Genomic DNA, 24476 nt, shown 5'->3' with positions numbered 1-24476 from the left:
TGATACACACTATGTTACCCGCTAGCGTCTTCCGATTCAAGCGAAAGATATTCCTGGTACCTTCTATGTACGGTTGCCTTCGATACATGAAAGCCCATACCGCGCAGAACAGAGCTGATTTCCTGGAAAGTAAGCTTGTTATTTCGCAGCCTGATCACTTCTTGAATCGGAAAGTCAATCCGCTCTCTGCCCGGTGCAGCTTGCTGATTGCTCAGATTTTTACTTGGATCATATCCGGCCTCGATTGCCCTTCTCATACCTCGTTTGATTTTCATGTTATGAATCTTCCGCTGATACTCCTCGACTATACCAACGATTTGGAGTACCATACCATCCGATTCCGAAAGCTGGAATTCGCCGTGCTGGCTTAACGTATAAACCTTGACCTCTAGCTTTTGAAGATGATGGAACAAGGCAATCTTTGTATTTCCCCTGCCTAATCTTGTCTCATCCTGAATGAGAAGACAGTCTGCTTCACGCGCTGTGAACAAATCCAGCATACGAAAAATCCCCGGCCGTTCGATGTCATAACCGCTCTGCTTTTCTTCGATGATATCGATAACCTCTATGTCGGAGGACGCAGCAAGACTGATGAGCTCCTCGCGCTGCCGCTCAATCGAGCTTGCTTGCTCGTCCTTTTCTGTACTTACTCTGCAATAGATGACTGCTTTCATTGATGTACCCTCTCAGTTCGACTAATTAGACGCTCATTATAAGTGTAAAGTATAAGAAGAAAAGCGTGAAGCCGAAAAGCACATAATAGAATAGATCTGATTTCGCTAGTTTTTTGAACATGGTAGACCCCTCCGTGTTTTAAGAACGTGCGTTCTCTTTATTAATTCCATTATATACGAACATAGGTTCTAGTCAAGGCTTTTTTTCGAACGGATGTTTGTATATTGCAATCTATCATGGTATACTCTATGTAATAAAAATATATGCACGGGGTGTTCGATACATGATAAAACTATCGAAAAGACAGGAAGCGATTCTAGCATACATAAAGGAGCAGGTACTCGATAAAGGGTACCCGCCATCCGTCAGGGAAATCGGCGAAGCAGTTGGCTTGGCATCAAGCTCTACCGTTCACGGCCACCTTTCCCGTTTAGAGAAGAAAGGTCTTATCCGCCGCGATCCGACAAAGCCGCGTGCCATCGAGGTATTATCATTGGATAGTGATGATCAGACAGATATTCCCCGCGGTGAGGCAAACTATGCTCCCGTTATCGGAAAGGTAACAGCTGGTATTCCAATTACTGCAGTGGAGAATATAGAAGAATATGTACCTGTACCTAGCCATTTAGTAGGTCCGGATGACAATATATTCGTTCTGGTCATTGTTGGGGAAAGTATGATTGAAGCTGGTATTCTTGACGGAGACATGGTAATCGTCAAACAGCAGCAAACGGCTCAAAACGGAGAAATTGTTGTGGCGATGACTGAGGACAATGAAGCGACTGTGAAACGTTTCTTCAAAGAAGAAAATCAGATACGACTGCAACCGGAAAACAGTACAATGGATCCTATCATTTTGGATAATGTCAGCATTTTAGGGAAAGTAATAGGCTTATATCGCTCCATCCAATAAAATCGGCTTCGGCCGGTTTTTTTTCATAGAATTTACACAGTTTCTGCCTACTTTCGACATACTTTTTGGGTATATTAGATTATGCTATTACCAAAAGTTAGAAAGCGGGTGGTATCGTGAAGCTGTTTTACAAGCTTGTCTGCAAGTTGCGAGGCCGTCATAAGATTGATAGTGTCACTGATTCGTGTAAATGTGGATATACCAGAAGCTACCGCAGAGAACAACATAGTATGGATGATTATTATCTTAAAAAACGCTAAACACACATTGTATGAATAAGGAGCTTGCCTATACGGCAAGCTCCCCTTTTGTGCTTTTCATTATTGCCAGTTTCAATGCTTCGAGAAGGATACCTGGTGTCACTTTTTCGTATGTCTCCCCCAGCAGCTGCTTGGCACCATCCAGAATTCGCCGGTTACCCATCAAAGCTAACAGCTCATGCCCTTTTACTAAGATATCGTCAATAAAAACATCTCTATAGTCCTTAGAGTTTGTTACAACACCTGAAATGAACCCTTCCTGCAGCAGCACTTCTGCGTGATGTACGACATCGTATGGTGTGCATGTTCCTACAGCGCATCGGTATTCTCTTGCTTTCGTTCCTTGGAGTTGGTCTGCTTCTAACTGTTCCAATATTTCATGAAATAACGTAACACGTAGTTTTGGCATTAGATCTCCTCCTTGTTATAGTTCTATTATTTCACATATCGTTTTTCAATCTCCTGAAAAGTTTGTACATTATTTCACAAATAAGTGACAACTTAGAGAACTGCTTGAACCATACTAACTTGCATTAATATAGCGATTATGTGGTATAGACCTTATGAGCCAATTATTGGAGGTGGAATAATGTCAAACTATCACACTACCCCAGAGGGGAATGGCAGTTGGCAAGTTAAGAAAGAAGGGGCAAAGCGTGCTTCAGGCCGTTTTGTCACGCAGAAAGAAGCAATGGATTATGGGAAAGAACTAGCTAAGCAGACTAAAGGCGAACACTTCATTCACGGACGAGACGGAAGTATTCGGGAACGGGATTCTTATGGAAATGATCCATTCCCGCCAAGGGGCTGAACTTAGTCATGTATAGAACGCAAAGGACATTTAAAATCTTAAAATAAATAACAAAACCTGAAATAGTTTCAGGTTTTGTTATACATCTTCTGCGTTCTATTAGTATGCAGTCCATCCTGCGTCAGCTGCTATGACCTGCCCATTGACGAAGCTTGACTCATCAGAACCTAAGAAAAGAGCAAGTTGAGCGATTTCAGCTGGTTTCCCGACACGCGGCATTGTTTCATTACCAGTCATTTGACGCCCAGCTCCAAATTCCGAGATATTCGTCATAGATGCACTTATGTTTGTCTCGACCCCACCCGGGGCTATACCATTACACCGGATACCAGAGTGTGCATACATAAATGCCGTATTTTTCGTCAATCCAGTTACTGCATGCTTGGAAGCTGTATATGCTGCTCCTGCACGCGCTCCGCGCAAACCGCCTGCTGATATATTATTGACGATCACACCATGGCCTTGTTCCAAAAAGATATTCGTAGCAATACGCATTGCCCGCATGACACCAGTGGTGTTCACAGCAAAGACACGATCCCATTTCTCATCCGTAATCTCTCCTACCGGTTCCATCCCGTCCATAATACCCGCATTGTTAACTAAAATATCTAATTTACCAAATGCTTCTTTCGTTTCTGCAAATAACCGCTCCAAATCCGCTGACTCTGCGACGTTTGTACGGTTAGCAATTGCCGCGCCGCCCTTCTCCTTTATAGCCTCAGCAACTGCTTGCGCCCCTTCAAAGTTAAAGTCAGATATAACTACTTTTGCCCCTTCTTTTGCGTAAAGTTCTGCTATTGCTTTCCCCATTCCTGAAGCCGCACCTGTTACGATTGCTACTTTATCTTTTAATCTCATAATACAAGTCCCCCTTAGTTATTGTACATTTGTTCGATAAAATAATATTATATATTTGTAATCGCATTCAATCAGCAGAATTAATCAGATTGTACAATATGGTACAAATTTTAAAAAAGTGTTCAATAAAAGGGGATTCTTCTTTGAATAAAAATGATTTGCGTGTTTTAAAAACAAAACAGAATATACACTTGTCATTAACGAACCTACTTAAAAAGAAGCCTTTAACTCAGATAAAAATAACTGAACTCTGTAAACAAGCCAATATTAATCGCGGGACATTTTATTTTCATTATCAAGAAATTGGAGATGTATTCAAGGAACTTTTTGAAGAGATTATGAAAGATCTACGAAAATCCTATAATGAACCATATCGCTATAAAGAATATATTGATAGAGAAAAACTGGACCCAAAAACTGTCCGTATCTTCCATCACGTCAAAAAATATGAAGAGTTTTATAAAATAATCTTATCAAAAGTAGTATCTACCGAGTATTATTACATGCTGTTCGATGAAATACGCTCAATCCTTATCGAGGATAAACATACAGCTTACCTCGAGGAAAAAGATTATTTATTCTCCTATATGTCAAATTCAATCATAGGCTTAATTATCGAGTGGTACCGCCGTGATTTTCAAGAATCAGCTGATAAAATGAATATACATTTAGTTAATATTCTTAAATTATATTGATATGATTGCAAAAGACGAATCTATATTACATGCAAAAACCCCTGACGAGATACCAGGGGTTTGCCTAACAAACGCAGAAACTTCTATCATTTTATTTCAATACTTACCTATCTTTTTTTACGTTTCTCCCTTTACAGCTTTCCACTAATTTTAAATCATCGATCTTAATACGCACCAAACGTACAAACAAATGGGCCACTGTTTACATATTCACTTTAACAACGACACAACGAAACTTATTAGAGAGGAATTGAAAAAGGCAACCCTTAGGCCGCCTTATCATTATTATTATTTGAAATTGTCTTTTTACCCAATGAGTACAATCCTGATGCTGCAAGCCCAGCAAAGCCACCTGACCATAGCCTCAAGACTACATCCAAATCAGTGAACGGCCAAGCCAAAAATCCTACGAGAATACCTATGAGCAAACTAATCAATGGTAAATACCTGTTGTTTACTGTGATTGTCTTTTTGATAAGTTGCACTAAAGCAATTACAATAGGGCTGATAATCGAAGCAAAGGTCATTACTTCTTCCATTTATCATCACCTCTCCTGTATTCGTACTTATTAATTCCTTTCTGCATTACTGAATTCCTTCAATTAAAGAAATGTCCCAAGAGCCACTGGATAATCAAAATATATAACCCTTTAAGCCTTAGAAATACTGAATAACCTGCTGCAACATGGCGCGTATTCTAGATCTTCTGCCAACACGTATCTGAGCATTAGTACGGGCAGCGATTTACTCCTATCACCAAAATTCGGAACAGAACTTTTCGGTAAGGATGAGATTACAAAAAAAGAACACGAATAATGGTGGGATGCCTTAAGGGCTAAAGTTAGATAGTATAAAGAAAAACCCCTGACACCAATGGTATCCGGGGTTTCCTTAAAAGATATTAGAAGTTCTCCATCACTAATCGAGTTCCTCTGGGTGAACTTGTGTGCGGAACAGAATTTAACCAGTTATATCCCATAAAATAAAAGGTAAATATCGTCGTTATCTTTCTATCTATTTACATTGTATCATTATTTGGAAATTATTTATAGACTACTCTTTTTGTAATTCCTACATTATGCTGTTATATACAAATCTAAAAATATAAGAGGTGTATCGGTATGAATGACAAAAAAGATGCTTTAGATAATGGTCCTTTTTTTCATGGTACGAAAGCAGAACTAAATGTTGGGGATTTATTAGTGCCACAGTACTTATCAAATTACCAGGATAAAAAATCTAACTATATATATTTTACTGCAACATTGAATGCTGCTAAATGGGGTGCTGAATTAGCAAGATCTGAATCAAAGGAAAGAATCTATATTGTAGAACCATTAGGTGATTTTGAAAATGATCCAAACTTGACTGACAAAAGATTTCCTGGAAACCCAACACGTTCTTATAGGTCAAAATCTCCTTTGAAAATAATTGCTGAATTAAGTTCATGGGAAAGACATTCTGATGAAGAAATAAATCATATGCTTTCATCTCTAAAAAAGTTAACTGAAGAAGGAAAAAATGTAATATACGATTAATCTTTAATATCTATAAGTACTTGAAATGAACAAATTGAGATATTGTATTGGCAATATCTCAATTTGTTCATTTTCCTTTCGTCACACTTTTCATCAAAATATGGATGCCAATCAGATGTATAGGGATTATGCTCTGGCAAGGATTGAATGTGCTTCTTACGATTCGACAGATTAGGAGGCGTTTTCTACTTGAGATATGCTTTTTTTCTTTCTTTTTCGTATTAAGAAAATCACTAAAGTTACCCCGACTAAAAGCACCGGAATACACCATATTAGGCTTTTCCGTATAAGCAAGTTCCTTTCATAGTCACTAGCCAAGAAGGGCTTTTCCACTTGGTACTCTCGCCTTTTGTAAATATACTGATATCGTTTATTTGGACCCGATTATCCCGCTGTTTTAAATCAAGCCATGTTCCATCAACCTCATTTAGATTCTCGACGACTTCTTTAAGCCCTTCTAATCCCAAATAAGGGTGATAAAAGGCAGATAAATAGGAATGATTATATTTTGATTTCATCTCTATTTTTTCCTGCATTTTCTCTATTGCTTTATCATCACCTTCTTCAATATAACCCAAGGTTTCCGGATACACAGTCATACCATGCACAAATTCAGGTCGTGACTCATACGGGGGTGCAAATTCTCCCTTCCAAGTTAAGTCAGTCAACTGCAGCTGTCCAACATAAGAAGAAAAATGTTCAGATACTATTTTGTATCCTTGTTGAGAAATGGCATAGTGAGGTGCTTCAAAAGCAACGGGATAGAGATCATGAGCTACCAACTCTTCTATTCCGCTTTCTATTGCATTTTCCATATATGTCCTTTCATACTCTTCGCCTTCCTCAACAAAAGCCTCATATGCTGCATAAGTAGGAAAATCCGACCTCTGCTTGGCTTTTTCATTGGCTGGCTGATAAATAGGCCTATCATTCTCAGCATCCCAAAATTCGAAGCCTTCACCTGTTTCTGAGCTGCGATATTGGTGCTTGTATCCATGCATAACTATACTTGCACCATTATTTTGCATGTATTTTAGCGTCTTCACTAATTTGGGTGAATCAACAAGGTGCACTGTTTTACCGTTATTCGTATACTCTGGAATCACCGCCACCATGTAAGGGATATCCTTTTCTTTAAGGAATTCTGCTTGTTCCCTTAACTGATCAGGATCTACCATGGGATGCACATCTTCAAGTCGTAGATACTTCGTGATTCCTTTTCCTTCTTCACCAAAGAAATTCATAAGTGACTGCGTTATATATTCCTCAAAAGGATTATATAGATTTTGACCTGCAAAGTAATAGATATTATTCGAATTGAGCAGTAAAGGAACCGAGCCACTGCCGTCAACTTTATTTCCGACCAAAGAAACAGCAGTACCATTACCCGTCACATCATAAACTATCCGTTTCTCTGCCAAGTTCTGACTTTGATTATCTGGGATCTCAACCTTATTAATCAAGGCTTCCCCATTTATGTTTAACCAAGGCATCTTTTCGTTAAATTGCTCTGCATTATGATTAATTGCGAAAAATGGGCCCTCGTAATTATTGAAAGTTTCCAGCAAGCTCTCTGACAATGCTTTCCTTCCAGCTCCCAAATAAATAACATAATCAAACTCATTTAAATTCTCTTGGCCAATATCTGCATCTTCAATGATTTTGTAATCGTCTCTGAATTGGCCAACTAAGGTTTCCAAAATACGCACATCTTTTATTTGTTCTTCCTCCGTCTGGCTGTACACAATTAAAACTGAATCTTTACGATCAGCAAAGGAAGCACTAGGTAAATTCAAGACAAATATTATAATTAGCAGCAACACAATAAATTTTTTTCGCAACATTACCTCTCCCCATTCATTATATCTCTGCATTAAATTTACCATATTTTTGTATAATATATAGTTAAAATTTATTGCGTAGCCCATCTGACCCATATTAACGCTATACCAGTTCTCTAAATCAAATACATAGGCGGTCCTTTTGGTGTTCCATGAATCTCTGAATCTCTTCAGCATGGAAATTACATCGCTATATATTCCATATTTCAAAGTAATTAGAACAGAACACATTGGAGTAATATGAGGAATATAAGAAAAAATGAGCGAATATATGGGGGTGCTTTGGAGGTAGATTAAAACTCACAAAATAACGAAAAGAAAAACCCCTGACACCAATGGTATCAGGGGTTTCCTCCATTAAAAGTCTTCCATGTACTGTTCGCGTTCCCATGGGTGAACTTGTGTGCGGAACATATCCCACTCGATTTCTTTCGCTTCGATGAAGTGTTCGAATAGGTGATCGCCTAGTGCTTCGACGATGATGTCGTCGGATTTAAGCTGCTCAAGAGCATCGTATAGTGTAGCTGGAAGATCTGCTACGCCGTTCTTTTCTCTTTCTGCTTTGTCCATAACGTAGATGTTACGGTCGATGGAAGCAGGTGCTTCCATGTTGTTTTTGATTCCATCAAGACCTGCAGCAAGCAATACACTCATTGCTAGGTACGGGTTTGCAGATGGATCAACACTGCGCACTTCAACACGTGTGCTTGCTCCGCGAGCGGATGGTACACGGATAAGCGGGCTGCGGTTTTTACCGGACCATGCTACGTAGCATGGAGCTTCATAACCTGGTACAAGACGTTTGTAAGAGTTAACTGTCGGGTTTGTAACCGCTGTGAAGTTAACTGCATGCTTCAATGTACCTGCGATAAACTGGTAAGCTGTTTCAGAAAGCTTCAACTCGCCGCTTTCATCGTAGAAAGCATTTTTGCCGTCTTTGAATAGAGACATGTTGCAGTGCATACCAGAACCGTTTACACCGAATAAAGGTTTTGGCATGAATGTTGCATGCAAACCATGCTTTCTAGCAATTGTTTTTACTACTAGTTTGAATGTTTGGATGTCATCAGCATGTTTCAGTGCATCAGCATATTTGAAATCGATTTCGTGCTGGCCTGGTGCCACTTCGTGGTGGGAAGCTTCAATTTCAAAGCCCATCTCTTCCAATTCCAATACGATATCACGACGAGTAGTTTCGCCTAGGTCAGTTGGTGCAAGGTCGAAGTAGCCGCCTTTATCGTTCAATTCCAATGTCGGCTCGCCTTTTTCATCAAGTTTGAACAAGAAGAATTCCGGCTCTGTACCGATGTTGAATGCGCTGAATCCAAGCTCTTCCATTTTTTTAATGTTACGCTTCAGGTTGTAACGTGGGCAGCCTTCGAATGGCTCTCCTTCTGGAGTGTAGATATCACAGATGAAACGTGCCACTTTGCCTTTTTCGCTCGTCCAAGGGAATACAACGAATGTATCCAAGTCCGGGTAAAGCTTCATGTCGGACTCTTCGATGCGTACGAAACCTTCGATGGAAGATCCGTCGAACATCATTTCGTTATCCAATGCTTTGTCCAGCTGGCTAAGCGGGATTTCCACGTTTTTAATTGTGCCAAGCAAGTCGGTGAACTGTAAACGAATGAACTTTACGTTCTCCTCCTTGATAATCTTGATTACATCTTCTCTAGTAAATTTCGCCATTCTTTCTCCTCCTCTATTAATGGAAGAATCGTGATAACTCTCCCTGACGTAACGAAGCTTTGCCTAATCGCCCGGTATCCATCAGTTCCTGACGCAGCATCTGTCTTAATGCTTTATCAGAGATTTCCGGTTCGATCGGTGTTTCAAGCATTTCTGCTGTCGGTTTTTCTCTGTATGGCAGCATTTGCTTGATTCCGGCAAGGTTGATTCCTTTATCGATCAATTCCTTGATTTCCAGCAGTCGATCCACATCATTGAATGAGAAAAGACGCTGATTGCCTTCTGTTCTTGCTGGGAAAATCAGTCCGTTGTCTTCATAATAACGGATTTGTCTCGCTGTTAATGCAGTAAGTGATTTTACAATACCAATAGAGAACAAGGGCATAGATCGGCGATTCATGTCACTCATTTATCGTCCATCCCCTTTCCTTATGTACTCTACGTCTATTATAAACGTAGGTAATTTTAAATGTCAACACGTGTTAGCTTAGTTGACATGAAAATTTTTAGTATGCTTGATTAGTTGATATCAAGCCTTTTTCTAATAGATTTTGAGCTGCATCCATAATAGCGAGCTTCACATGGGCATAAGTCAAACCGCCCTGGACAAAAGCCGTATATGGCGGGCGGATCGGTCCATCTGCTGTTAATTCCAGGCTGGCTCCTTGGATGAAGGTTCCGGCTGCCATGATGACATCACTTTCATATCCCGGCATCGGTGCTGCATGCGGCGTCACATGAGCGTTGACAGGTGATGCATGCTGAATTGCCTGACAGAAGGCAATCATCTGATCTGCCGAGTGGAAGTTCACTGATTGAATCAAATCGACGCGTTTGCTGTTGAATTTCGGTGAAGTCGAAAAGCCGAGAAGCTCAAGAAATCTTGATGTAAAGACGGCTCCTTTTAACGCCTCCCCAACAACATGCGGTGCCAGAAAGAATCCTTGGAACAGCTCCTGTAGCATGCCAAGTGATGCTCCTGTTTCTTTTCCGAGCCCTGGCGCAGTCAAACGGTTGGCACATAACTCGATCAAATCAGTCCGGCCGGCAATATAGCCTCCCGCACGTACGATACCGCCGCCTGGATTCTTGATTAGTGATCCGGCAATCAAATCCGCACCAACATGGAGCGGCTCCTCTGTTTCGGCGAATTCTCCATAGCAGTTATCGACGAAAACGATAGCATCTGGATACTTCCCTTTTACGAAAGAAACCATTTCACCGATTTCTGTAACAGAAAAAGAAGGCCGGTCGGCATATCCTTTGGAACGCTGGATCGCCACCACCTTCGTCTTCTCAGAAAGCTTATCTGCCACAGCTGGATAGTCGATTGCACCATCCTCCGTCAGATCAACCGCATCGTATGTGACACCGAAATCCTTTAATGACCCTGTATCTTCTTCTCGGTTTCCAATGACGCCTTCCAGTGTGTCATATGGCTTTCCGGTAATATAAAGCAATTGATCACCAGGACGCAAAACACCGAATAATGCAGTAGTTATCGCGTGTGTACCTGAAACGATCTGAGGACGCACAAGTGCATCCTCTCCGCCGAACACTTCTGCGTAAACCTTTTCAAGGGTCTCCCGACCAAAGTCATCATATCCATAACCCGTTGTGGGATTGAAATGACTGTCACTTACGCGCTGATTGCGGAATGCATCCATCACTCGTTTCTGATTCTTTTCTACGATGGAATCTATTCCAGCGCGCTCGGCGCTTGTTTCTTCTTCTGTTCTTCTTGCTGTTTCGTTTATCATGCTTCATTCTTTCCTTTCAACTGATGGAAAAGTGGATGATTTGGCAATACATACCCGCTCACTTCATAGGCATCCATTTCCTCGTTGTAATTCCTTTTTGTTAAAATCGTCTCCTGCGCAAGCTTGTCTAACAGACGGCCGCCAGCGGCAGGTACGATTGTATCATAAAATTCACTTGCTTCCTGGATCATTTCCTGTACCTTATCCATTACAAGTCTGCGGTCTTCTTCTTTGAATGCAGAGATCTGGACATATGGATGTGCACTAGCAATGAAATCCTCTGTTAGCAAATCTGCTTTGTTGTAAACTGTCAAAATCGGCAAATGATCAGCTCCGAGTTCATGGAGCAGCTTCAGCACAGTCGCCTGCTGCTGTTCATGATCTGGATGCGCGCTATTGACCATATGAATGATAAAATCAGCTTCTGTCACTTCCTCCAGTGTTGAACGGAAAGCGGCGATAAGAGCTGTCGGAAGGTCCTGGATAAAACCAACCGTATCCGTGAGCAGCGCTTGAAAACCGGATGGAAGGCGCATACGGCGCGTCATTGGATCAAGCGTAGCGAACAGCTGGTCCTGCTCCAGACTGTCGTTTCCAGTCACCCGGTTGAAGATTGTCGATTTACCGGCATTTGTATAGCCGACCAAGGCAACTTGAAAAGCCTGATTCGCTTTTCGTCGTTCCCGGTAACGGGAGCGGTGCGAAACGACAGCTTTCAGCTGCTGCTTGATTTCATCGATTCGGCGGCGGATATGCCGTCTGTCGGTTTCCAGTTTCGTCTCACCAGGTCCTCTTGTTCCGATACCAGCTCCAAGCCGGCTCATTTCTGTACCTTGTCCATATAGTCTAGGCAGCAAATATTGCATCTGTGCCAATTCCACCTGCAGTTTACCTTCACGGGTATGTGCACGTGTTGCGAATATATCGAGAATTAGCTGACTCCGGTCGATGACCCGAACCCCAATTCGGTTGCTGATATTTTTTAATTGTCCTGGAGACAATTCGTCGTTTGATATGACCAGAAGCGGCTCTTCCTGCTCCACTAGCTCAGCAAGTTCCTCCAGCTTCCCTGATCCAAAATATGTACCAGGATGCAGGCGTTCCCGTTTCTGCGTGACAATCCCTGCCACTTCGCCTCCTGCCGTCTCTGTTAATGCTTCTAATTCATCAAGCGAGGATTGGAATCGCTCTAATGTTTGATTTTGGTGATGGACTGCCATCAATAATACACGTTCCATACTGTCACCCTTTCTATATGTCATTATACCCTATCAGACAAGGAAAAAGCCTTCGCTTTATGCGAAAGCTTCTAAGATGGAATATTAAATTAGGTGTTAGTTACATTATATAGCCGATTATGCATCAAATCTGAAGACTTATACTATTTCACTACATCACCAGTATTGACAATCTTCACCCTAACATCGTACTCCACATCTGCTTCAGCAAAATAATTATCCCAATCCTTTTTTATTTTCAGATATTCTCTTGGATAGGCGATTCTGAAACTTTCAGAAAAATTCACAACATCAGTCTTATAATCCTGCTGAAGTTTTTTTAGCGTTTTTTCCGATAACCTTTTGACTTTATTTGCTCCCAGTTGCTCCAGATCTTTCACATAACTTTCTGTCAAATTGTGCGCTACTTTAGACCAATCTTCTGTTATCCACCCCTCCGCTTTAATTTGCACCAGGAAAGACAGGTTCCCATTTTGAAAATTCGGCTTCACCTTTGTCCTATAATTTTGTACCTCATAAACAATAGTATTTTTTTTTTCATCCTCAAATTCCAGTAAACCAGCTTTCCCTTCCCCAGTCAGCCAGTTTACCCCCTCTACCTCTTCCACTGACAAGAAACCGATAAATTTCCTTTCTTTTCCTTTAATTACCCCAGCCCCGTCCACTTTCAGCGTATTTTTTTGTTTTTCTATATTTGGCAGCAAAAAGCTGGTTTGAGACGCGAGATTAGCAGCCACCTTTCCTAAACGTACTTCCGGGAGAATTTTCAGCGTGCTTGTTTTATTCTCGAAAATACTGCTGATGTAACTGCCAGGTATCTCACCTTCTATATTTGTGTTTAACACGTCACTGGCTTGCTGCTTGCTAAGAACGACTGTTGGGCTCAAACGAGTGACATTATCACGCAGCATCTGGTCGAGTAGAATAGATAAATCATACTTGCTCGCCGCTTTTTCAGTTATGATGATACATTCCAAATGGTCCGTGTATACGGGGTACGGAAGCTGAAGAGAAATATTACGTAAGATATCCTGGATCGATCTACCTTCAAGCATCACGTTTTGATACATCTTTCCCTGCGGCGCTGTTCCCTGTTCTCCTTTTTTCTTCGTGACGGCAATCTGCGTGGTATGTTTGATCGAATTCTTTTCATTTTCGCTGTTATCAATCCCAAGACCGATTACAAACGACATGTCTTCAATATCTGCGCTGTCCCAACAGCCGCAAAGGAATATGAGAGAGAATAGACAGATACAGAACTTACGTATTGTTTTTTTCCACATCAACATGCCTCAGCCTCCTTACTGCTGCAAGTAAAAAAAGTATGGATGGCACGATGAAGGAAAAAGCAAAGCTTGTCCAGCCGATAATCGTCCCCATCTTCTCCAGTTGATTTAAATCCTGAGGAATCAAACAAATAAGATAAACTGCAGCCAAAAGTATAAAGTTTGCTTTTTTATATGAAAGTCGTGTCAACGTAGATATACCTTTTGCGGCAACATATTGACAGATAACATATGTCGTAAACATCTGAATAAGCCAAACGACTAAAAATAAAGCATCAAAGCGTTCAAACAGTATACCCTCGAATTCATATTCTTGAATAAGGGCAAAAGTGGGCCATTTCTGATGCTTCATTCTTTCAACGGATAATCCCCCTGTAATGATGATTACCGCCAACAAATAAATAGATACAGGTATTCCCAATCCGATCAATACAACTTTTTTTGCCTGTTTCGGTTTTTGCATCATAGCAATGAAAACGAGTAAAAACTCTAATCCACTGAACGTAAGGAATGTCGGGGTTATACCTTTTAATACAGGTGTTAGGCCAAGACCAAATATTGGTCTCAAATTATTTAATTCAAAGACTTTAAAACCAAGACAAAACACCAATATGAATACAACCAAGCAAACAGGGGTCAATAACTCGATCAACCGCGCTATTGGATTGATGCCCCCTATCAGCAAGTAAAATGCAATCCAGTACATGCAAATCATGATGACACAGATTGGTGTCTCCTCTAACAGATAAAATTGTGTCAGTTCGCCCATAGAACGGATTTCAAACGCACCAATCATTAGTGAGTAGCCAATAAAACTAAAGCTAAGAGTTGTTCCGAGCCACTTCCCGACAATCAGCTTGTTGAATTCGAAAAATGTAAGGCGTTCAAAACGAAGGCTTAGGGACACAATGATAAGACAAGATAAATAAGCACATATACCGCCTAGCACTACACAAACCCACAAATCCGGTGTCCCCACTTCCATTGCTAAATTTCTTGGAAGTGTAAAAATACCTACAGCAATTAAGGTTGAAGAAAGCAACGCAACCATTTGTATCGTCGTAATCCGTGTCGTTCCCATTTTCATATGCTGCAACTCCTAATATTTCTTCCTTCTGACCCGATCCTTCGGAAAATATTCAGTAGGTCGATTTCTCATGGTAAACAGAGGCATACGGAAAAAGAAATCCTTCCAGTCGTCTTTACTGTAAAGTGTACCCGGCGTAACAAATGGTACACCAAAGCTCCGAAGCTTGACCGCATGGACACATAGCGATAAAAAGAACAAACTGATCCCATATAGTCCGAGAAAAGCGGCCGAAAACATAGCAATGAATCGGAGTGCTCTCTGTGCAATGCCTGCTGCGTAATGCGGGGAGACAAAGGAAGCTATGGCTGTGGCAGCAACGACAATGACCATAATCGGACTGACTAAACCAGCTTGTACCGCTGCTTCCCCGATGATCAATGCGCCCACCAAACCGACAGTTTGTCCTACAGGCCGAGGAAGCCTAAGACCTGCTTCCCTTAACAATTCAATAGATATTTCCATTAAGAGTGCTTCAATGATCGTTGGAAAAGGAACGCCCACCCGTGTTCCGGCTATTGCCAACGCTAAATCAGTAGGTATTAATCCTTGATGAAACGAGACGAATGCAATATAAAAAGACGGCAGGAAAATACTGAGAAATGCCGCTACATACCGCAGCATCCGAATGAGCGACATTGGAAGCCAGCGCTCGTAGTAATCCTCTGGTGACTGCATCATCGTGGAGAAGGTTGCCGGTACTATCAAAGCATAGGAGGTACCGTCAAGCAAAATGGCAACCCTCCCCTCCAAGATCGCCCCCATCACTCGATCCGGACGCTCTGTTGATTGTACTTGCGGAAAGATGGATAGATAGTCATCCTCGATTAGCTGTTCAATATATCCTGATTCAGCCACATGATCAATATCCATATTTTGAATTCGATTATTTACGTTTTCCAACAACTCTTCATTGGCAATGTCCTTCACATACACAACGGTGAGCTGCCTTTTCGTCCGCTCCCCTACCTCAAAGTCTTTGAAGGTCAAGTTTGGGTCTGTCGTCATTCTTCGCAGCATAGCCGTATTATCCCTAATATTTTCTATAAAACTTAAACGCGGTCCCCTAACAAGTGCTTCAGTGATCGGTTCATTCAAACTCCTTGAAAGCCATTTTTTCACGCTAAGAACCAGAACTTCATCCAGCCCATCAACAAAAAGCAGTACAGACCCCGACAGAAGCTGTCGGACAAATTGATTGGAGTCATTCATCGCTTTCACATCACTGACCTCAATCGCATGATCCAGCAGATAATCCTTTATGCTTTCACTTTTAAATAGATTCAGCCCTGATTTTGACTGCTTGGCGTGCAGCAGCGGATGCATAATGGATTGCTGCAGCAACTGCTGATCAACCAATCCATCAATTAGGACGATAGCAGAGCTGCGATTATCCTTTCCCAGTTTGAACTGGCGATAAATAATATCAGAGCTGTCACCGACAATTGTTTTCAGCTCTTTCAGATTGACGGATAATTTTGTAGACAGCGAAAAATTATCCGGCATGAAATGCTGCTCTGTACGTGTATATGGCTTTTTTCGAAGCTCTTTCAGCTTATTGCTTAGCAAGGTCAGCAAAATTGGAACCAAGACAACTATAATTGTTCCTAACCAAACATCTCTTTGAACAATAAAATCCAGTATATTTCCCATAATGTGCACTCCTTGCTTAGTATGGTGCCCCAGTGAAATACTGCTATACAATAACGTTTACAACATAAAAAAAGCTCTAAGTGCATTACACACTCGAGCTTCTTTGTACCTGTCATTCCTCTTGAGTCAAATCAGCGACAGTCACTTTCATCAGTTCTTCGGTCGACAGATGGTGATCTTGACGTACAAGACGAACTGCTTGCATTCGAATTGCTTTTTCTATGATATTCCGCACAAACCGGGCGTTCGAAAAATCTGCTGTCCGTTTAGCTTTTTGCTGTACGATGATTTCTTTAAGCTTCCATTCTGCTTCTTTTGTCAGCTGGTACTCTTTTTCAGCAAGCATTCCTTTTGCGATATCCATAAGCTGTTCGGACTTATAATCAGGGAATTCGAGCTGAATAGGGAATCGTGATCGCAAACCTGGATTCAAGCTCATGAAGTGACCCATTTCCCTTGGATAGCCCGCAAGGATAAGTATGAAGCGGTTGGAGGCATCCTCCATATGTTTTACAAGTGTATCAATCGCTTCTTTTCCAAAGTCTTTTTCTCCGCCGCGGGCCAGCGAATAGGCCTCGTCTATAAACAGGATCCCGCCCATGGCCCGCTGGACGAGCGCGCGCGTTTTCTGAGCAGTATGTCCAATATATTCCCCAACTAAATCCGCTCTTTCCGCCTCGATGAAATGACCTTTATCCAACACGTTCATGTCGTGGAAGACAGATGCAAGCTTACGGGCTACTGTTGTTTTCCCAGTACCGGGGTTACCTTCAAACAGCATATGCAGCACTTGCTTTTCTTGTTTTAAGCCCGCCGCTTCCCGTTTTCCGCTGATATGGACATTCGCATAAATCTCTTTGATAGTTTTTTTGAGCTTTTCCATTCCAATGAAGGCGGAGAATTCTTGGTCGATATGACGGAATGGATCGATATCGCGCTTAACAGTTCCACTTTGCAGCTGCTCCGTCTCCTGCTGTCTGTTTTTGAGGACGATATTGATTTTCCCTTTTGCATTCGTAACTTGAGCTTCCACATGATCACCCCTCACTGCTGTAGTCTACGCTCAAGACAGGTAGGCCGTGACAAATGCCCAATGGTCTTTTTCTACTTTATTCAGCAGCCGTACGCTTTACAACCACAAAACAAAACGAGCGCCATATGGCGCCCGCTTCGACTTAGCTCTGTTCTTTATAATCCAGCGATACATTCTTTACTGGGGAGAATGTGGAAATCGCATGTTTGAAGATTAATTGCTGTCTGCCTTCCGTTTCAAACAATACAGTGAAATTGTCAAAAGCCTTCACCGTACCTCGGATTTGAAAGCCATTCGTGAGGAAGACTGTGACTTGCATACGTTCTTTACGTAGCTGATTCAGATATTGGTCTTGGATATTAACAGATTGAGACATCTATTCCCCTCCTAATTTCTATACGGTTCCTATTTCTACCTTTATTCCAGCTTTCCTGCAAGTTCTTCTAAAATAATTCTAAATTTTTCATTTTTTGTTGCAGGTGTGATTGTATACCAGTCCACATCCATTTTATTGCGGAACCACGTATACTGCCGTTTTGCATACCTGCGACTATTTTGCTTCAGCTGGGAAACCGTATCTTCCCATTCCATTTTCCCTTCCAGATAAGGAATAAACTCCTTATAGCCGATTGCCCGCATGGATTGGGAATCCCGGATTCCGCGTTCGACCAGGCCTTTCACTTCATCCAGCAAGCCTTCAGCAAGCATTTTATCCACCCGCAGATTGATTTGTTCATATAGAAGATCCCGGTCCATTTCCAACCCAATTATTGCAGCGTCATAGCGAGCAGCCAGCTCGGTTTCTTCGTGATCACTCATTCTTTTGCCGGTACGGTGGAATATTTCCAGCGCCCGGATGACGCGGCGGACATTATTCGGGTGGATGCGCTCCGCTTGCACTGGGTCAACTGCCTGCAGCTGTTTGTGCAAGTGAAGCTGGCCGTGGGTTTGTGCTTCCTGCTCGAGCTTCTGCTGATAGCTGTCATCTCGTTTTGCTTTTGAAAAATCATAAGCATAAAGAGCAGCCTGTATGTATAAGCCGGTCCCGCCTGCGATGATAGGCAGTTTTCCTCGGCTTGCAATATCTTGAACACAAGCCTCTACATCGGCTTGAAAATCAGCAGCTGAATAATTTTCATCCGGTTCACGGATATCGATCAAATGGTGCGGAATTCCTTGCTGTTCTTCTTTGGTTGCTTTTGCGGTTCCAATATCCATGCTTCTGTAAATCTGCATGGAATCGCCGCTGATGATCTCGCCGCCATATTTCTTGGCAATTTCGATACTCAGCTGGGTCTTGCCGACACCTGTAGGTCCGACAACGACGATTACTTTCTGCTTGTCCATGTCATTCTCCTTCTTTAACATGTCATTAGTTTAGCATAACACTGCAAAGAAAGATAAACGAAAAGCCGTGCGCGCCACGCACAGCTTATCGATCGGCATCAATAAGATATTTCGACAAGCGGATCGCCTCGTATTCCAGCCTGCCAAGGATATCAACAAGCAAACCAGCGGTCGCATCATCTTCCTGCCTCTTCGCAAGCGGTATGCCTGTGATTTTTATTTCTTGTGCCAGCTGGCTGTAATCATGACGCATTGTCTTGACTACCTCATAATCTTCATCATCGGCCTGCGCTTCCTTGATAGTCGCTTCCTGCAGGAATTTACTCATGACCGCAATTGGTCTGCCGCCGATGGCAAGCACTCGCTTACCTAAGCATTTCTTTATATCATCCAGCTGTTCGTGCAAAGCCTCGGTATATTGCTCAATTACATAGCCGTATGGACCTTTTGCATACCAATGGTATCGCTGCAGTTTTACGTGCAGCACACTCACATTGGCTATCTGCTGGTTAAGAAAATCTACAAGATGTTGATTGTGCATGGCTAACGCCTCCTCTGGCTGTCAGCATGCCCAAAATCAGAACAATTTATTCCAGGTTTCCTGACCAACAATGCCATCCACACCAAGTCCGTTATTTCGCTGGTAATTGATGACAGCCTGCCTTGTATTCGGTCCAAAAATCCCGTCTGCTGTCACGCCCAGCGCCCGTTGGATGCGGCGAACATTTTCTCCTCGGGATCCTGTCCGAATATAGCTTCCAGGGTATCTGACACTCGCCGTTTGCTGTCCACTGCTTGCTGCTGTACCGATATAATTAAGCGGATTGACCGCATTGGATTTTTCCTCATTCCATCTGCCTCTATGCAATTCAAAATGCAGATGCTGACCAGAGGAATCACCTGTGTTACCCATATAGCCGATGAATTGTCCTTGTCTGACAGTATCACCAGTACGAACTTGCCGGGATCCGGAACGCATGTGCGCATATACTGTTTCATACGTCTGACCATTCAACTGGTGCACAATAAAGACAACTTCTCCATATGATGTAGATACATATGACCGGCTGACAGTCCCTGCAGCCGCCGCGGCAATACGCACCGTTCCAGACTGGGCCCAGTCGACACCATTATGATCCGATCCCGCACCTCGGAAGCCGTTTGTCAGCCTGCCTGCCGTCGGTTTGATAAATAATGCCATACGAATCCTCCTTCCTGTCATTTTAGGGTTACAGGATAGTATAAGCAGGCTCCATGACTGACGGAGCGGTGAACACCTAGACAAGCAAAAAAGGCGCAGTTGCCTGCGCCTATTGTACTCTTTTGAAAAGCTTCTCCAGCTCATAGGAAGTAAAACGGATTATAATTGGTCGCCCATGCGGACAGGTAAACGGATCCTGTGATGTGCGTAGCTCTTCCAATAGATGAAACATATCATCATAATTCAGATGATGATTTGCTTTAATGGATCGCTTGCAGGACATCATGATAGCTGCCTCTTCCCGCAACTTCCGGATGTCTACTTTACTTTCCTGCATCACTTGTTCGACGATCTCCCGAATGATTTCCTCTTCAAAGCCTTTCGGGAACCATTGTGGATGGGAACGAACGATATACGTATGTCCGCCGAACGATTCAAAGAACAACCCGACCGCCTCTAGCTCCGTCTTATGTTGTTCGACGATCAATGATTCCTGCTGGGTGAAATCAAACGTAAGCGGAATGAGCAGCTCCTGCAGTTCCTTTTCCACTTCGCCGATTTTTTCCCGGTAATATTCATATTTGATTCGTTCCTGGGCAGCATGCTGATCAATGAGAAAAAGTCCTTCTTCATTTTCTGCAAGAATATACGTACCATGGTGCTGACCAATCGGATACATAGCCGGTACCGCATATTCCGGCTCACTTTCTTTCTCTGCTGGTACATACTCCTGTTCCTGCACTATATCAGGAGATGAATCATTGAATATCACAGGTTCAGGATCCCGCTTCTGCTCCTCGATGATAGGAGGGACTGTTTCTTTCACTTTGTCAAAGAACCATTGCTCCTGTTCGGCTTCCGGTTCCTTGACTGGCTTATTTTCAAAGAAAGTGAAACTTTGCTGTTCACTTTTATCTTGTATCTTTTTCTGTTTAGGTGCGACAGCTTCAGGGATGAGCCGCTGCTGGCGAAGCGCCTTTCCGACAAGCTGCTCCACAGCATCAAATAATTCCTTTTCTTTGCTGAAACGTACTTCCAGCTTAGCTGGATGCACATTGACGTCAACAAGAACGGGATCCATCTCGATAGAAATAACGGCGAGAGGGAATCTGCCGATAGGCAGCAGCGTATGGTATGCCTGCATAACCGCTTTCGCCAAGACTGGATTACGAATGTACCTGCCATTGACGATAAACGATACATACTGACGTGACGCACGATTTATTTCTGGTTTGGCAGCGAAAACTTCCAGCTTATAATCCAATGTTTCGTGTGATGCTCGGACCATTTTTTTCGCTACTGAGTTACCATAAATCTGAGCAGCAATCTGCAGCATATCTCCTCGGCCGGATGACTGGAACATTGGTTTATCGTTATGGGTCAGTTCAAAACGAATCTCCGGATGAGCAAGTGCAAGCCGGTTGATTACTTCTGATACATGGCCAAGTTCGGTATGAATGGTTTTCATATACTTCAGGCGGGCCGGTGTATTGAAGAACAAATGCCGTACTGTCATTTCGGTTCCTTTACGCGCGTCGCATTTGCCTCTTTCTTTGATTGTACCGCCTTCCATCACAAGCTTCACACCAGCATTCTCGCCTGTGCTCGTCTTGATTTCAAGCTGGCTTACCGCTGCAATACTGGCCAATGCTTCCCCCCTAAACCCAAGTGTGCGGACATGGAACAAATCATGCTCATTCCGTATCTTACTTGTGGCGTGACGGAAAAATGCCCGTTCCACATCATCTGGCTCCATGCCATCTCCATTGTCAACAATATTGATCTCTGTGAGCCCTGCTTCCTGGACTGCCACCTTGATGACTGTACTTCCTGCATCGATACTGTTTTCTACAAGTTCCTTGACGACCGAAGCCGGTCGCTCGACCACTTCACCCGCTGCAATCTTATTTGCTAAATCATCCGGCATCAATTGAATCGCCATTTGGGAACCTCCTTACTTTTTTGTTGCCATTTGCTGCAATTTATATAATAGATTCATTGCTTCAAGCGGTGTTTGTTCCATCAAATTGATTGATGTGAGCTCCGCTATCACTTTATCGTTCTTATCGTCTTGTTTCGTTTTTTTCTTTTCAGGTTCAGGCTCTGAGAAGAATGATAGCTGGATTTCCTCCTGCTCTTGTGTTGTCGGTTGGCTTACAGCCGGCTTTTCTTCCTGTCCCTCCAGCTCGCGGAGAATATAGGATGCACGCTGAATGAGACTTTCCGGCAGCTTAGCCAATTTCGCAACGTGAATGCCATAGCTTTCATCTGCCGCCCCTTCACGGATTTGATGGAGGAAGACAACATTGCCATCATGTTCTTCTGCCCGTACGTGGACATTTCGGAGTTTATCCAGGTCCTCTTCAAGACTCGTAAGCTCATGATAATGTGTAGAGAATAATGTCTTGGCATGGATATTGTTATGAACATACTCAATGATGGCTTGCGCCAATGCCATTCCATCATATGTGCTAGTCCCTCTGCCGATTTCATCCAGCAGAATAAGGCTCCTATCAGTGGCGTGCTCCAAGGCATGCCTCGACTCCAGCATTTCGACCATAAATGTACTCTGACCAGACACAAGATCATCTGCTGCACCGATACGAGTGAAAATTTGATCAAACAGCGGGAGATCAGCAGCTTCACATGGAACGAAGCAGCCGATTTGTGCCATGATGCTTGTCAATGCCACTTGGCGCATATAAGTACTTTTACCACTCATATTCGGACCAGTGATCAGCAGGATATCAGATGCATTTCCCATCTGCACATCATTTGGTACGAACTGCCCTGTTTTCATTACTTTTTCAATGACCGGATGACGCCCTTCTGTAATTGCCACGGACCGATCACCATTGAATGTCGGACGAGCATATCGCTGCTTTTCACTCACTTCTGCGAAGCTTTGCAGCACATCCAGTTGACTGATTTGATCTGCAAGCAGCTGAAGAGCAGGGATGTACGTTTTGACATGATCCCGAATTTCCATGAACAAGTTATACTCAAGTTCCACGCTCTTTTCCTGCGCTTCCAGGATGAGCGCTTCTTTTTCCTTCAATTCCGGCGTGATGAAGCGTTCTGCGTTACTGAGCGTTTGTTTGCGCTCGTATTTCCCTTCAGGCAGCAGGTGCAAATTCGCCCGGGTCACTTCGATATAATAGCCGAATACTTTGTTATAGCCGACTTTAAGCGATTTGATGCCAGTTTCCTCACGCTCACGCTGTTCCAGCGCTGCAATCCATTGCTTTCCGTTTCTTGAAGCATCCCGGTACGTATCAAGCTGTTCATGGAAACCGTCCTTCAAGATACCGCCTTCTCGCACACCGATCGGTGCATCTTCGTGCAAGCTTTTCTCAAGATACTCGCTCAGCTCCGGCAATGGATTAAGCTCCCTGCCCATTTGCTGAACTTCTTCTTCCTCGAAACCTGACAAGACCTGCTTCAATTCAGGCAGTTTCTCCAAAGTGCGTTTCAGCTGCAGAAGATCTCTGGCATTGACATTACCGAAAGCAACCCGGCCGGAAAGTCTCTCGATATCATAAACAGATTGTAAGTGCTGTCGGATTGTATCACGTTCGAAGAAGTGATCGAGAAATGCTTGGACTAAATCCTGACGCTTAGTTATCGCTTCTTTTTGAAGCAACGGCCGCTCCAGCCATTTCTTCAGCATCCGTGCTCCCATTGCTGTAACTGTGTCATCGAGCACCCATAAAAGGCTTCCGTGTTTGCCTTTCTTCAAAATCGTCTCTGTAAGCTCTAAATTGCGCTTTGAATACATATCCAGCGTCATGAAGTGTTTAAGCTCCATTACTTGAAGCGGCTTCAAATGATCCAAGCCCCGTTTTTGAGTTCGTTCCACATAGTTTAACAGCATACTGAAGCAATCTAGTAATCTTACATCGGTCACGTTTCCAGTAAGTTTTTCATGAGATGTGCTTGTACTGACATTATCTTGATAGGATAATGTGACACCAAGGCGGACCTGCAGTGCTTCCTGCAGCTGTTGATCCAGCTCTTCGCTAATAACGATTTCTCGTACCGGCTGGTTGTAAAGCTCGCTTAAAAGACTATCAAAGCCGCCTTCAAGCAATGCTGCCCGATTTTCTCCCGTAGATAGGTCATGATAGACAAGACTGTATGTACGGTCACTGTTTTCATGTACAGCCGCGAGGTAATTATTCTCCTTTTCATCCAGCATACCGTTTTCCATGACAGTACCCGGTGTGATCAGCTGGACTACTTCCCGTTTTACAACCCCTTTGGCTGTCTTCGGATCTTCCACTTGTTCACAGATGGCTACTTTATAGCCTCGCGAAACAAGTGTTCTTATATAATTATCAGCCGAATGATAGGGAACGCCGCACATTGGCACTTTCTCCTCAACACCTGCATTCTTACTTGTTAAAGTGATTTCCAGTTCTTTCGTTGCTTTCAGTGCATCATCGAAGAACATCTCATAGAAATCCCCAAGCCGGAAGAAAAGGAATGCATCCTTATAGTCGGCTTTTATTCTTAAATATTGCTGCATCATCGGTGTGTAACCTGCCATTTTCCTACTCCCCTGTTTCATTGCAATTAGTCCTATTAT

General features: G+C 42.9%; 23 protein-coding genes and 1 pseudogene. 4 read left to right on the top strand and 20 right to left on the bottom strand.

Annotation, left to right across the window (positions count from 1 at the left end; genetic code table 11):
- Positions 1 to 14 precede the first annotated feature (14 nt).
- On the bottom strand, positions 15 to 674 hold the full coding sequence (locus ABXS78_RS08340) for a recombinase family protein (protein WP_366249663.1): 660 nt from the start codon (positions 672 to 674) through the stop codon (positions 15 to 17).
- Between the two features lie 284 nt (positions 675 to 958).
- Between ABXS78_RS08340 and lexA the strand changes: the two genes are divergently transcribed.
- The gene (gene lexA / locus ABXS78_RS08335; RefSeq protein WP_095223212.1) at positions 959 to 1588 is read left to right on the top strand and encodes a transcriptional repressor LexA; all 630 of its coding nucleotides are present in this window, start codon (positions 959 to 961) and stop codon (positions 1586 to 1588) included.
- A 288-nt stretch (positions 1589 to 1876) separates the two neighbouring features.
- Here lexA and ABXS78_RS08330 read toward each other — a convergent pair whose 3' ends face one another.
- Positions 1877 to 2257 carry a hypothetical protein gene (locus tag ABXS78_RS08330; protein ID WP_366249662.1) on the bottom strand — a complete coding sequence of 127 codons (381 nt, stop codon included), beginning with the start codon at positions 2255 to 2257 and terminating at the stop codon, positions 1877 to 1879.
- A 180-nt stretch (positions 2258 to 2437) separates the two neighbouring features.
- Between ABXS78_RS08330 and ABXS78_RS08325 the strand changes: the two genes are divergently transcribed.
- Positions 2438 to 2659 carry a DUF2188 domain-containing protein gene (locus ABXS78_RS08325; RefSeq protein WP_366249661.1) on the top strand — a complete coding sequence of 74 codons (222 nt, stop codon included), beginning with the start codon at positions 2438 to 2440 and terminating at the stop codon, positions 2657 to 2659.
- 99 nt (positions 2660 to 2758) lie between these two features.
- Here the strand turns inward: ABXS78_RS08325 and ABXS78_RS08320 are convergent, their stop codons facing one another.
- A complete protein-coding gene (locus ABXS78_RS08320; RefSeq protein ID WP_095223209.1) occupies positions 2759 to 3517 on the bottom strand; it encodes an SDR family oxidoreductase in 759 nt (252 codons plus the stop codon).
- 143 nt (positions 3518 to 3660) lie between these two features.
- Between ABXS78_RS08320 and ABXS78_RS08315 the strand changes: the two genes are divergently transcribed.
- A complete protein-coding gene (locus tag ABXS78_RS08315) occupies positions 3661 to 4212 on the top strand; it encodes a TetR-like C-terminal domain-containing protein (protein WP_366249660.1) in 552 nt (183 codons plus the stop codon).
- 266 nt (positions 4213 to 4478) lie between these two features.
- Here ABXS78_RS08315 and ABXS78_RS08310 read toward each other — a convergent pair whose 3' ends face one another.
- The gene (locus ABXS78_RS08310) at positions 4479 to 4751 is read right to left on the bottom strand and encodes a holin (protein ID WP_095223207.1); all 273 of its coding nucleotides are present in this window, start codon (positions 4749 to 4751) and stop codon (positions 4479 to 4481) included.
- Positions 4752 to 5333: 582 nt separating this feature from the next.
- Here ABXS78_RS08310 and arr point away from each other — a divergent pair.
- Complete coding sequence (gene arr / locus ABXS78_RS08305) at positions 5334 to 5750, top strand: NAD(+)--rifampin ADP-ribosyltransferase (RefSeq protein ID WP_366249659.1); 417 nt, start codon at positions 5334 to 5336, stop codon at positions 5748 to 5750.
- A gap of 272 nt (positions 5751 to 6022) precedes the next feature.
- Here the strand turns inward: arr and ABXS78_RS08300 are convergent, their stop codons facing one another.
- The 16 genes and pseudogenes from ABXS78_RS08300 to mutS form a co-directional block, all read right to left on the bottom strand.
- The gene (locus tag ABXS78_RS08300; RefSeq protein ID WP_366249658.1) at positions 6023 to 7594 is read right to left on the bottom strand and encodes a polysaccharide deacetylase family protein; all 1572 of its coding nucleotides are present in this window, start codon (positions 7592 to 7594) and stop codon (positions 6023 to 6025) included.
- Between the two features lie 354 nt (positions 7595 to 7948).
- Positions 7949 to 9283 carry a type I glutamate--ammonia ligase gene (glnA, locus tag ABXS78_RS08295; protein WP_095223198.1) on the bottom strand — a complete coding sequence of 445 codons (1335 nt, stop codon included), beginning with the start codon at positions 9281 to 9283 and terminating at the stop codon, positions 7949 to 7951.
- Positions 9284 to 9299: 16 nt separating this feature from the next.
- Positions 9300 to 9692 (bottom strand): MerR family transcriptional regulator, encoded by a 393-nt coding sequence (locus tag ABXS78_RS08290; protein ID WP_095223197.1) that lies wholly within the window; start codon positions 9690 to 9692, stop codon positions 9300 to 9302.
- A gap of 97 nt (positions 9693 to 9789) precedes the next feature.
- Positions 9790 to 11043, bottom strand: coding sequence for a methionine gamma-lyase family protein (locus ABXS78_RS08285; RefSeq protein ID WP_366249657.1), 1254 nt, complete (start codon positions 11041 to 11043; stop codon positions 9790 to 9792).
- Positions 11040 to 12281 (bottom strand): GTPase HflX, encoded by a 1242-nt coding sequence (gene hflX, locus ABXS78_RS08280; protein ID WP_366249656.1) that lies wholly within the window; start codon positions 12279 to 12281, stop codon positions 11040 to 11042. The genes ABXS78_RS08285 and hflX overlap by 4 nt, the downstream gene beginning before the upstream one ends.
- 143 nt (positions 12282 to 12424) lie before the next feature.
- The gene (locus tag ABXS78_RS08275; RefSeq protein ID WP_366249655.1) at positions 12425 to 13570 is read right to left on the bottom strand and encodes a Ger(x)C family spore germination protein; all 1146 of its coding nucleotides are present in this window, start codon (positions 13568 to 13570) and stop codon (positions 12425 to 12427) included.
- On the bottom strand, positions 13542 to 14654 hold the full coding sequence (locus ABXS78_RS08270; RefSeq protein WP_366249654.1) for a GerAB/ArcD/ProY family transporter: 1113 nt from the start codon (positions 14652 to 14654) through the stop codon (positions 13542 to 13544). Before ABXS78_RS08270 ends, ABXS78_RS08275 begins: the two co-directional genes overlap by 29 nt.
- A gap of 12 nt (positions 14655 to 14666) precedes the next feature.
- A complete protein-coding gene (locus tag ABXS78_RS08265) occupies positions 14667 to 16307 on the bottom strand; it encodes a spore germination protein (protein ID WP_366249653.1) in 1641 nt (546 codons plus the stop codon).
- 112 nt (positions 16308 to 16419) lie between these two features.
- Positions 16420 to 17340, bottom strand: coding sequence for an AAA family ATPase (locus ABXS78_RS08260; RefSeq protein WP_141234149.1), 921 nt, complete (start codon positions 17338 to 17340; stop codon positions 16420 to 16422).
- 142 nt (positions 17341 to 17482) lie between these two features.
- Positions 17483 to 17716 carry an RNA chaperone Hfq gene (gene hfq, locus ABXS78_RS08255; RefSeq protein ID WP_038560416.1) on the bottom strand — a complete coding sequence of 78 codons (234 nt, stop codon included), beginning with the start codon at positions 17714 to 17716 and terminating at the stop codon, positions 17483 to 17485.
- Between the two features lie 41 nt (positions 17717 to 17757).
- A complete protein-coding gene (miaA, locus tag ABXS78_RS08250; RefSeq protein ID WP_366249652.1) occupies positions 17758 to 18708 on the bottom strand; it encodes a tRNA (adenosine(37)-N6)-dimethylallyltransferase MiaA in 951 nt (316 codons plus the stop codon).
- Positions 18709 to 18772: 64 nt separating this feature from the next.
- Positions 18773 to 19228 carry a ferritin-like domain-containing protein gene (locus tag ABXS78_RS08245; protein WP_366249651.1) on the bottom strand — a complete coding sequence of 152 codons (456 nt, stop codon included), beginning with the start codon at positions 19226 to 19228 and terminating at the stop codon, positions 18773 to 18775.
- A 36-nt stretch (positions 19229 to 19264) separates the two neighbouring features.
- On the bottom strand, positions 19265 to 19438 hold the full coding sequence (locus tag ABXS78_RS08240) for a peptidoglycan-binding domain-containing protein (protein WP_366249901.1): 174 nt from the start codon (positions 19436 to 19438) through the stop codon (positions 19265 to 19267).
- A 54-nt stretch (positions 19439 to 19492) separates the two neighbouring features.
- Positions 19493 to 19888 (bottom strand): annotated as a pseudogene (locus ABXS78_RS08235) (M23 family metallopeptidase); the annotation flags it as partial.
- Between the two features lie 109 nt (positions 19889 to 19997).
- The gene (gene mutL, locus ABXS78_RS08230) at positions 19998 to 21830 is read right to left on the bottom strand and encodes a DNA mismatch repair endonuclease MutL (RefSeq protein WP_366249650.1); all 1833 of its coding nucleotides are present in this window, start codon (positions 21828 to 21830) and stop codon (positions 19998 to 20000) included.
- Positions 21831 to 21842: 12 nt separating this feature from the next.
- Entirely contained in the window at positions 21843 to 24437 is a 2595-nt protein-coding gene (mutS, locus tag ABXS78_RS08225; RefSeq protein ID WP_366249649.1) for a DNA mismatch repair protein MutS, read from the bottom strand.
- Between the last annotated feature and the right edge of the window lie 39 nt (positions 24438 to 24476).

It is taken from the genome of Terribacillus aidingensis (genome assembly GCF_040703035.1).
Lineage (GTDB): Bacteria > Bacillota > Bacilli > Bacillales > Amphibacillaceae > Terribacillus.
The sequence above is the reverse complement of the archived record's forward strand: the minus strand, read 5'-3'. Positions and strand labels throughout refer to the sequence as shown.

Coding starts and splice junctions, on each gene's coding strand:
- ABXS78_RS08340 (WP_366249663.1), bottom strand. CDS start 674: ATGAAAGCAGTCATCTATTGCAGAGTAAGTACAGAAAAGGACGAGCAA.
- lexA (WP_095223212.1), top strand. CDS start 959: ATGATAAAACTATCGAAAAGACAGGAAGCGATTCTAGCATACATAAAG.
- ABXS78_RS08330 (WP_366249662.1), bottom strand. CDS start 2,257: ATGCCAAAACTACGTGTTACGTTATTTCATGAAATATTGGAACAGTTA.
- ABXS78_RS08325 (WP_366249661.1), top strand. CDS start 2,438: ATGTCAAACTATCACACTACCCCAGAGGGGAATGGCAGTTGGCAAGTT.
- ABXS78_RS08320 (WP_095223209.1), bottom strand. CDS start 3,517: ATGAGATTAAAAGATAAAGTAGCAATCGTAACAGGTGCGGCTTCAGGA.
- ABXS78_RS08310 (WP_095223207.1), bottom strand. CDS start 4,751: ATGGAAGAAGTAATGACCTTTGCTTCGATTATCAGCCCTATTGTAATT.
- arr (WP_366249659.1), top strand. CDS start 5,334: ATGAATGACAAAAAAGATGCTTTAGATAATGGTCCTTTTTTTCATGGT.
- ABXS78_RS08300 (WP_366249658.1), bottom strand. CDS start 7,594: ATGTTGCGAAAAAAATTTATTGTGTTGCTGCTAATTATAATATTTGTC.
- glnA (WP_095223198.1), bottom strand. CDS start 9,283: ATGGCGAAATTTACTAGAGAAGATGTAATCAAGATTATCAAGGAGGAG.
- ABXS78_RS08290 (WP_095223197.1), bottom strand. CDS start 9,692: ATGAGTGACATGAATCGCCGATCTATGCCCTTGTTCTCTATTGGTATT.
- ABXS78_RS08285 (WP_366249657.1), bottom strand. CDS start 11,043: ATGATAAACGAAACAGCAAGAAGAACAGAAGAAGAAACAAGCGCCGAG.
- hflX (WP_366249656.1), bottom strand. CDS start 12,281: ATGGAACGTGTATTATTGATGGCAGTCCATCACCAAAATCAAACATTA.
- ABXS78_RS08275 (WP_366249655.1), bottom strand. CDS start 13,570: ATGTTGATGTGGAAAAAAACAATACGTAAGTTCTGTATCTGTCTATTC.
- ABXS78_RS08270 (WP_366249654.1), bottom strand. CDS start 14,654: ATGAAAATGGGAACGACACGGATTACGACGATACAAATGGTTGCGTTG.
- ABXS78_RS08265 (WP_366249653.1), bottom strand. CDS start 16,307: ATGGGAAATATACTGGATTTTATTGTTCAAAGAGATGTTTGGTTAGGA.
- hfq (WP_038560416.1), bottom strand. CDS start 17,716: ATGTCTCAATCTGTTAATATCCAAGACCAATATCTGAATCAGCTACGT.
- miaA (WP_366249652.1), bottom strand. CDS start 18,708: ATGTTAAAGAAGGAGAATGACATGGACAAGCAGAAAGTAATCGTCGTT.
- ABXS78_RS08245 (WP_366249651.1), bottom strand. CDS start 19,228: ATGCACAATCAACATCTTGTAGATTTTCTTAACCAGCAGATAGCCAAT.
- mutL (WP_366249650.1), bottom strand. CDS start 21,830: ATGGCGATTCAATTGATGCCGGATGATTTAGCAAATAAGATTGCAGCG.
- mutS (WP_366249649.1), bottom strand. CDS start 24,437: ATGGCAGGTTACACACCGATGATGCAGCAATATTTAAGAATAAAAGCC.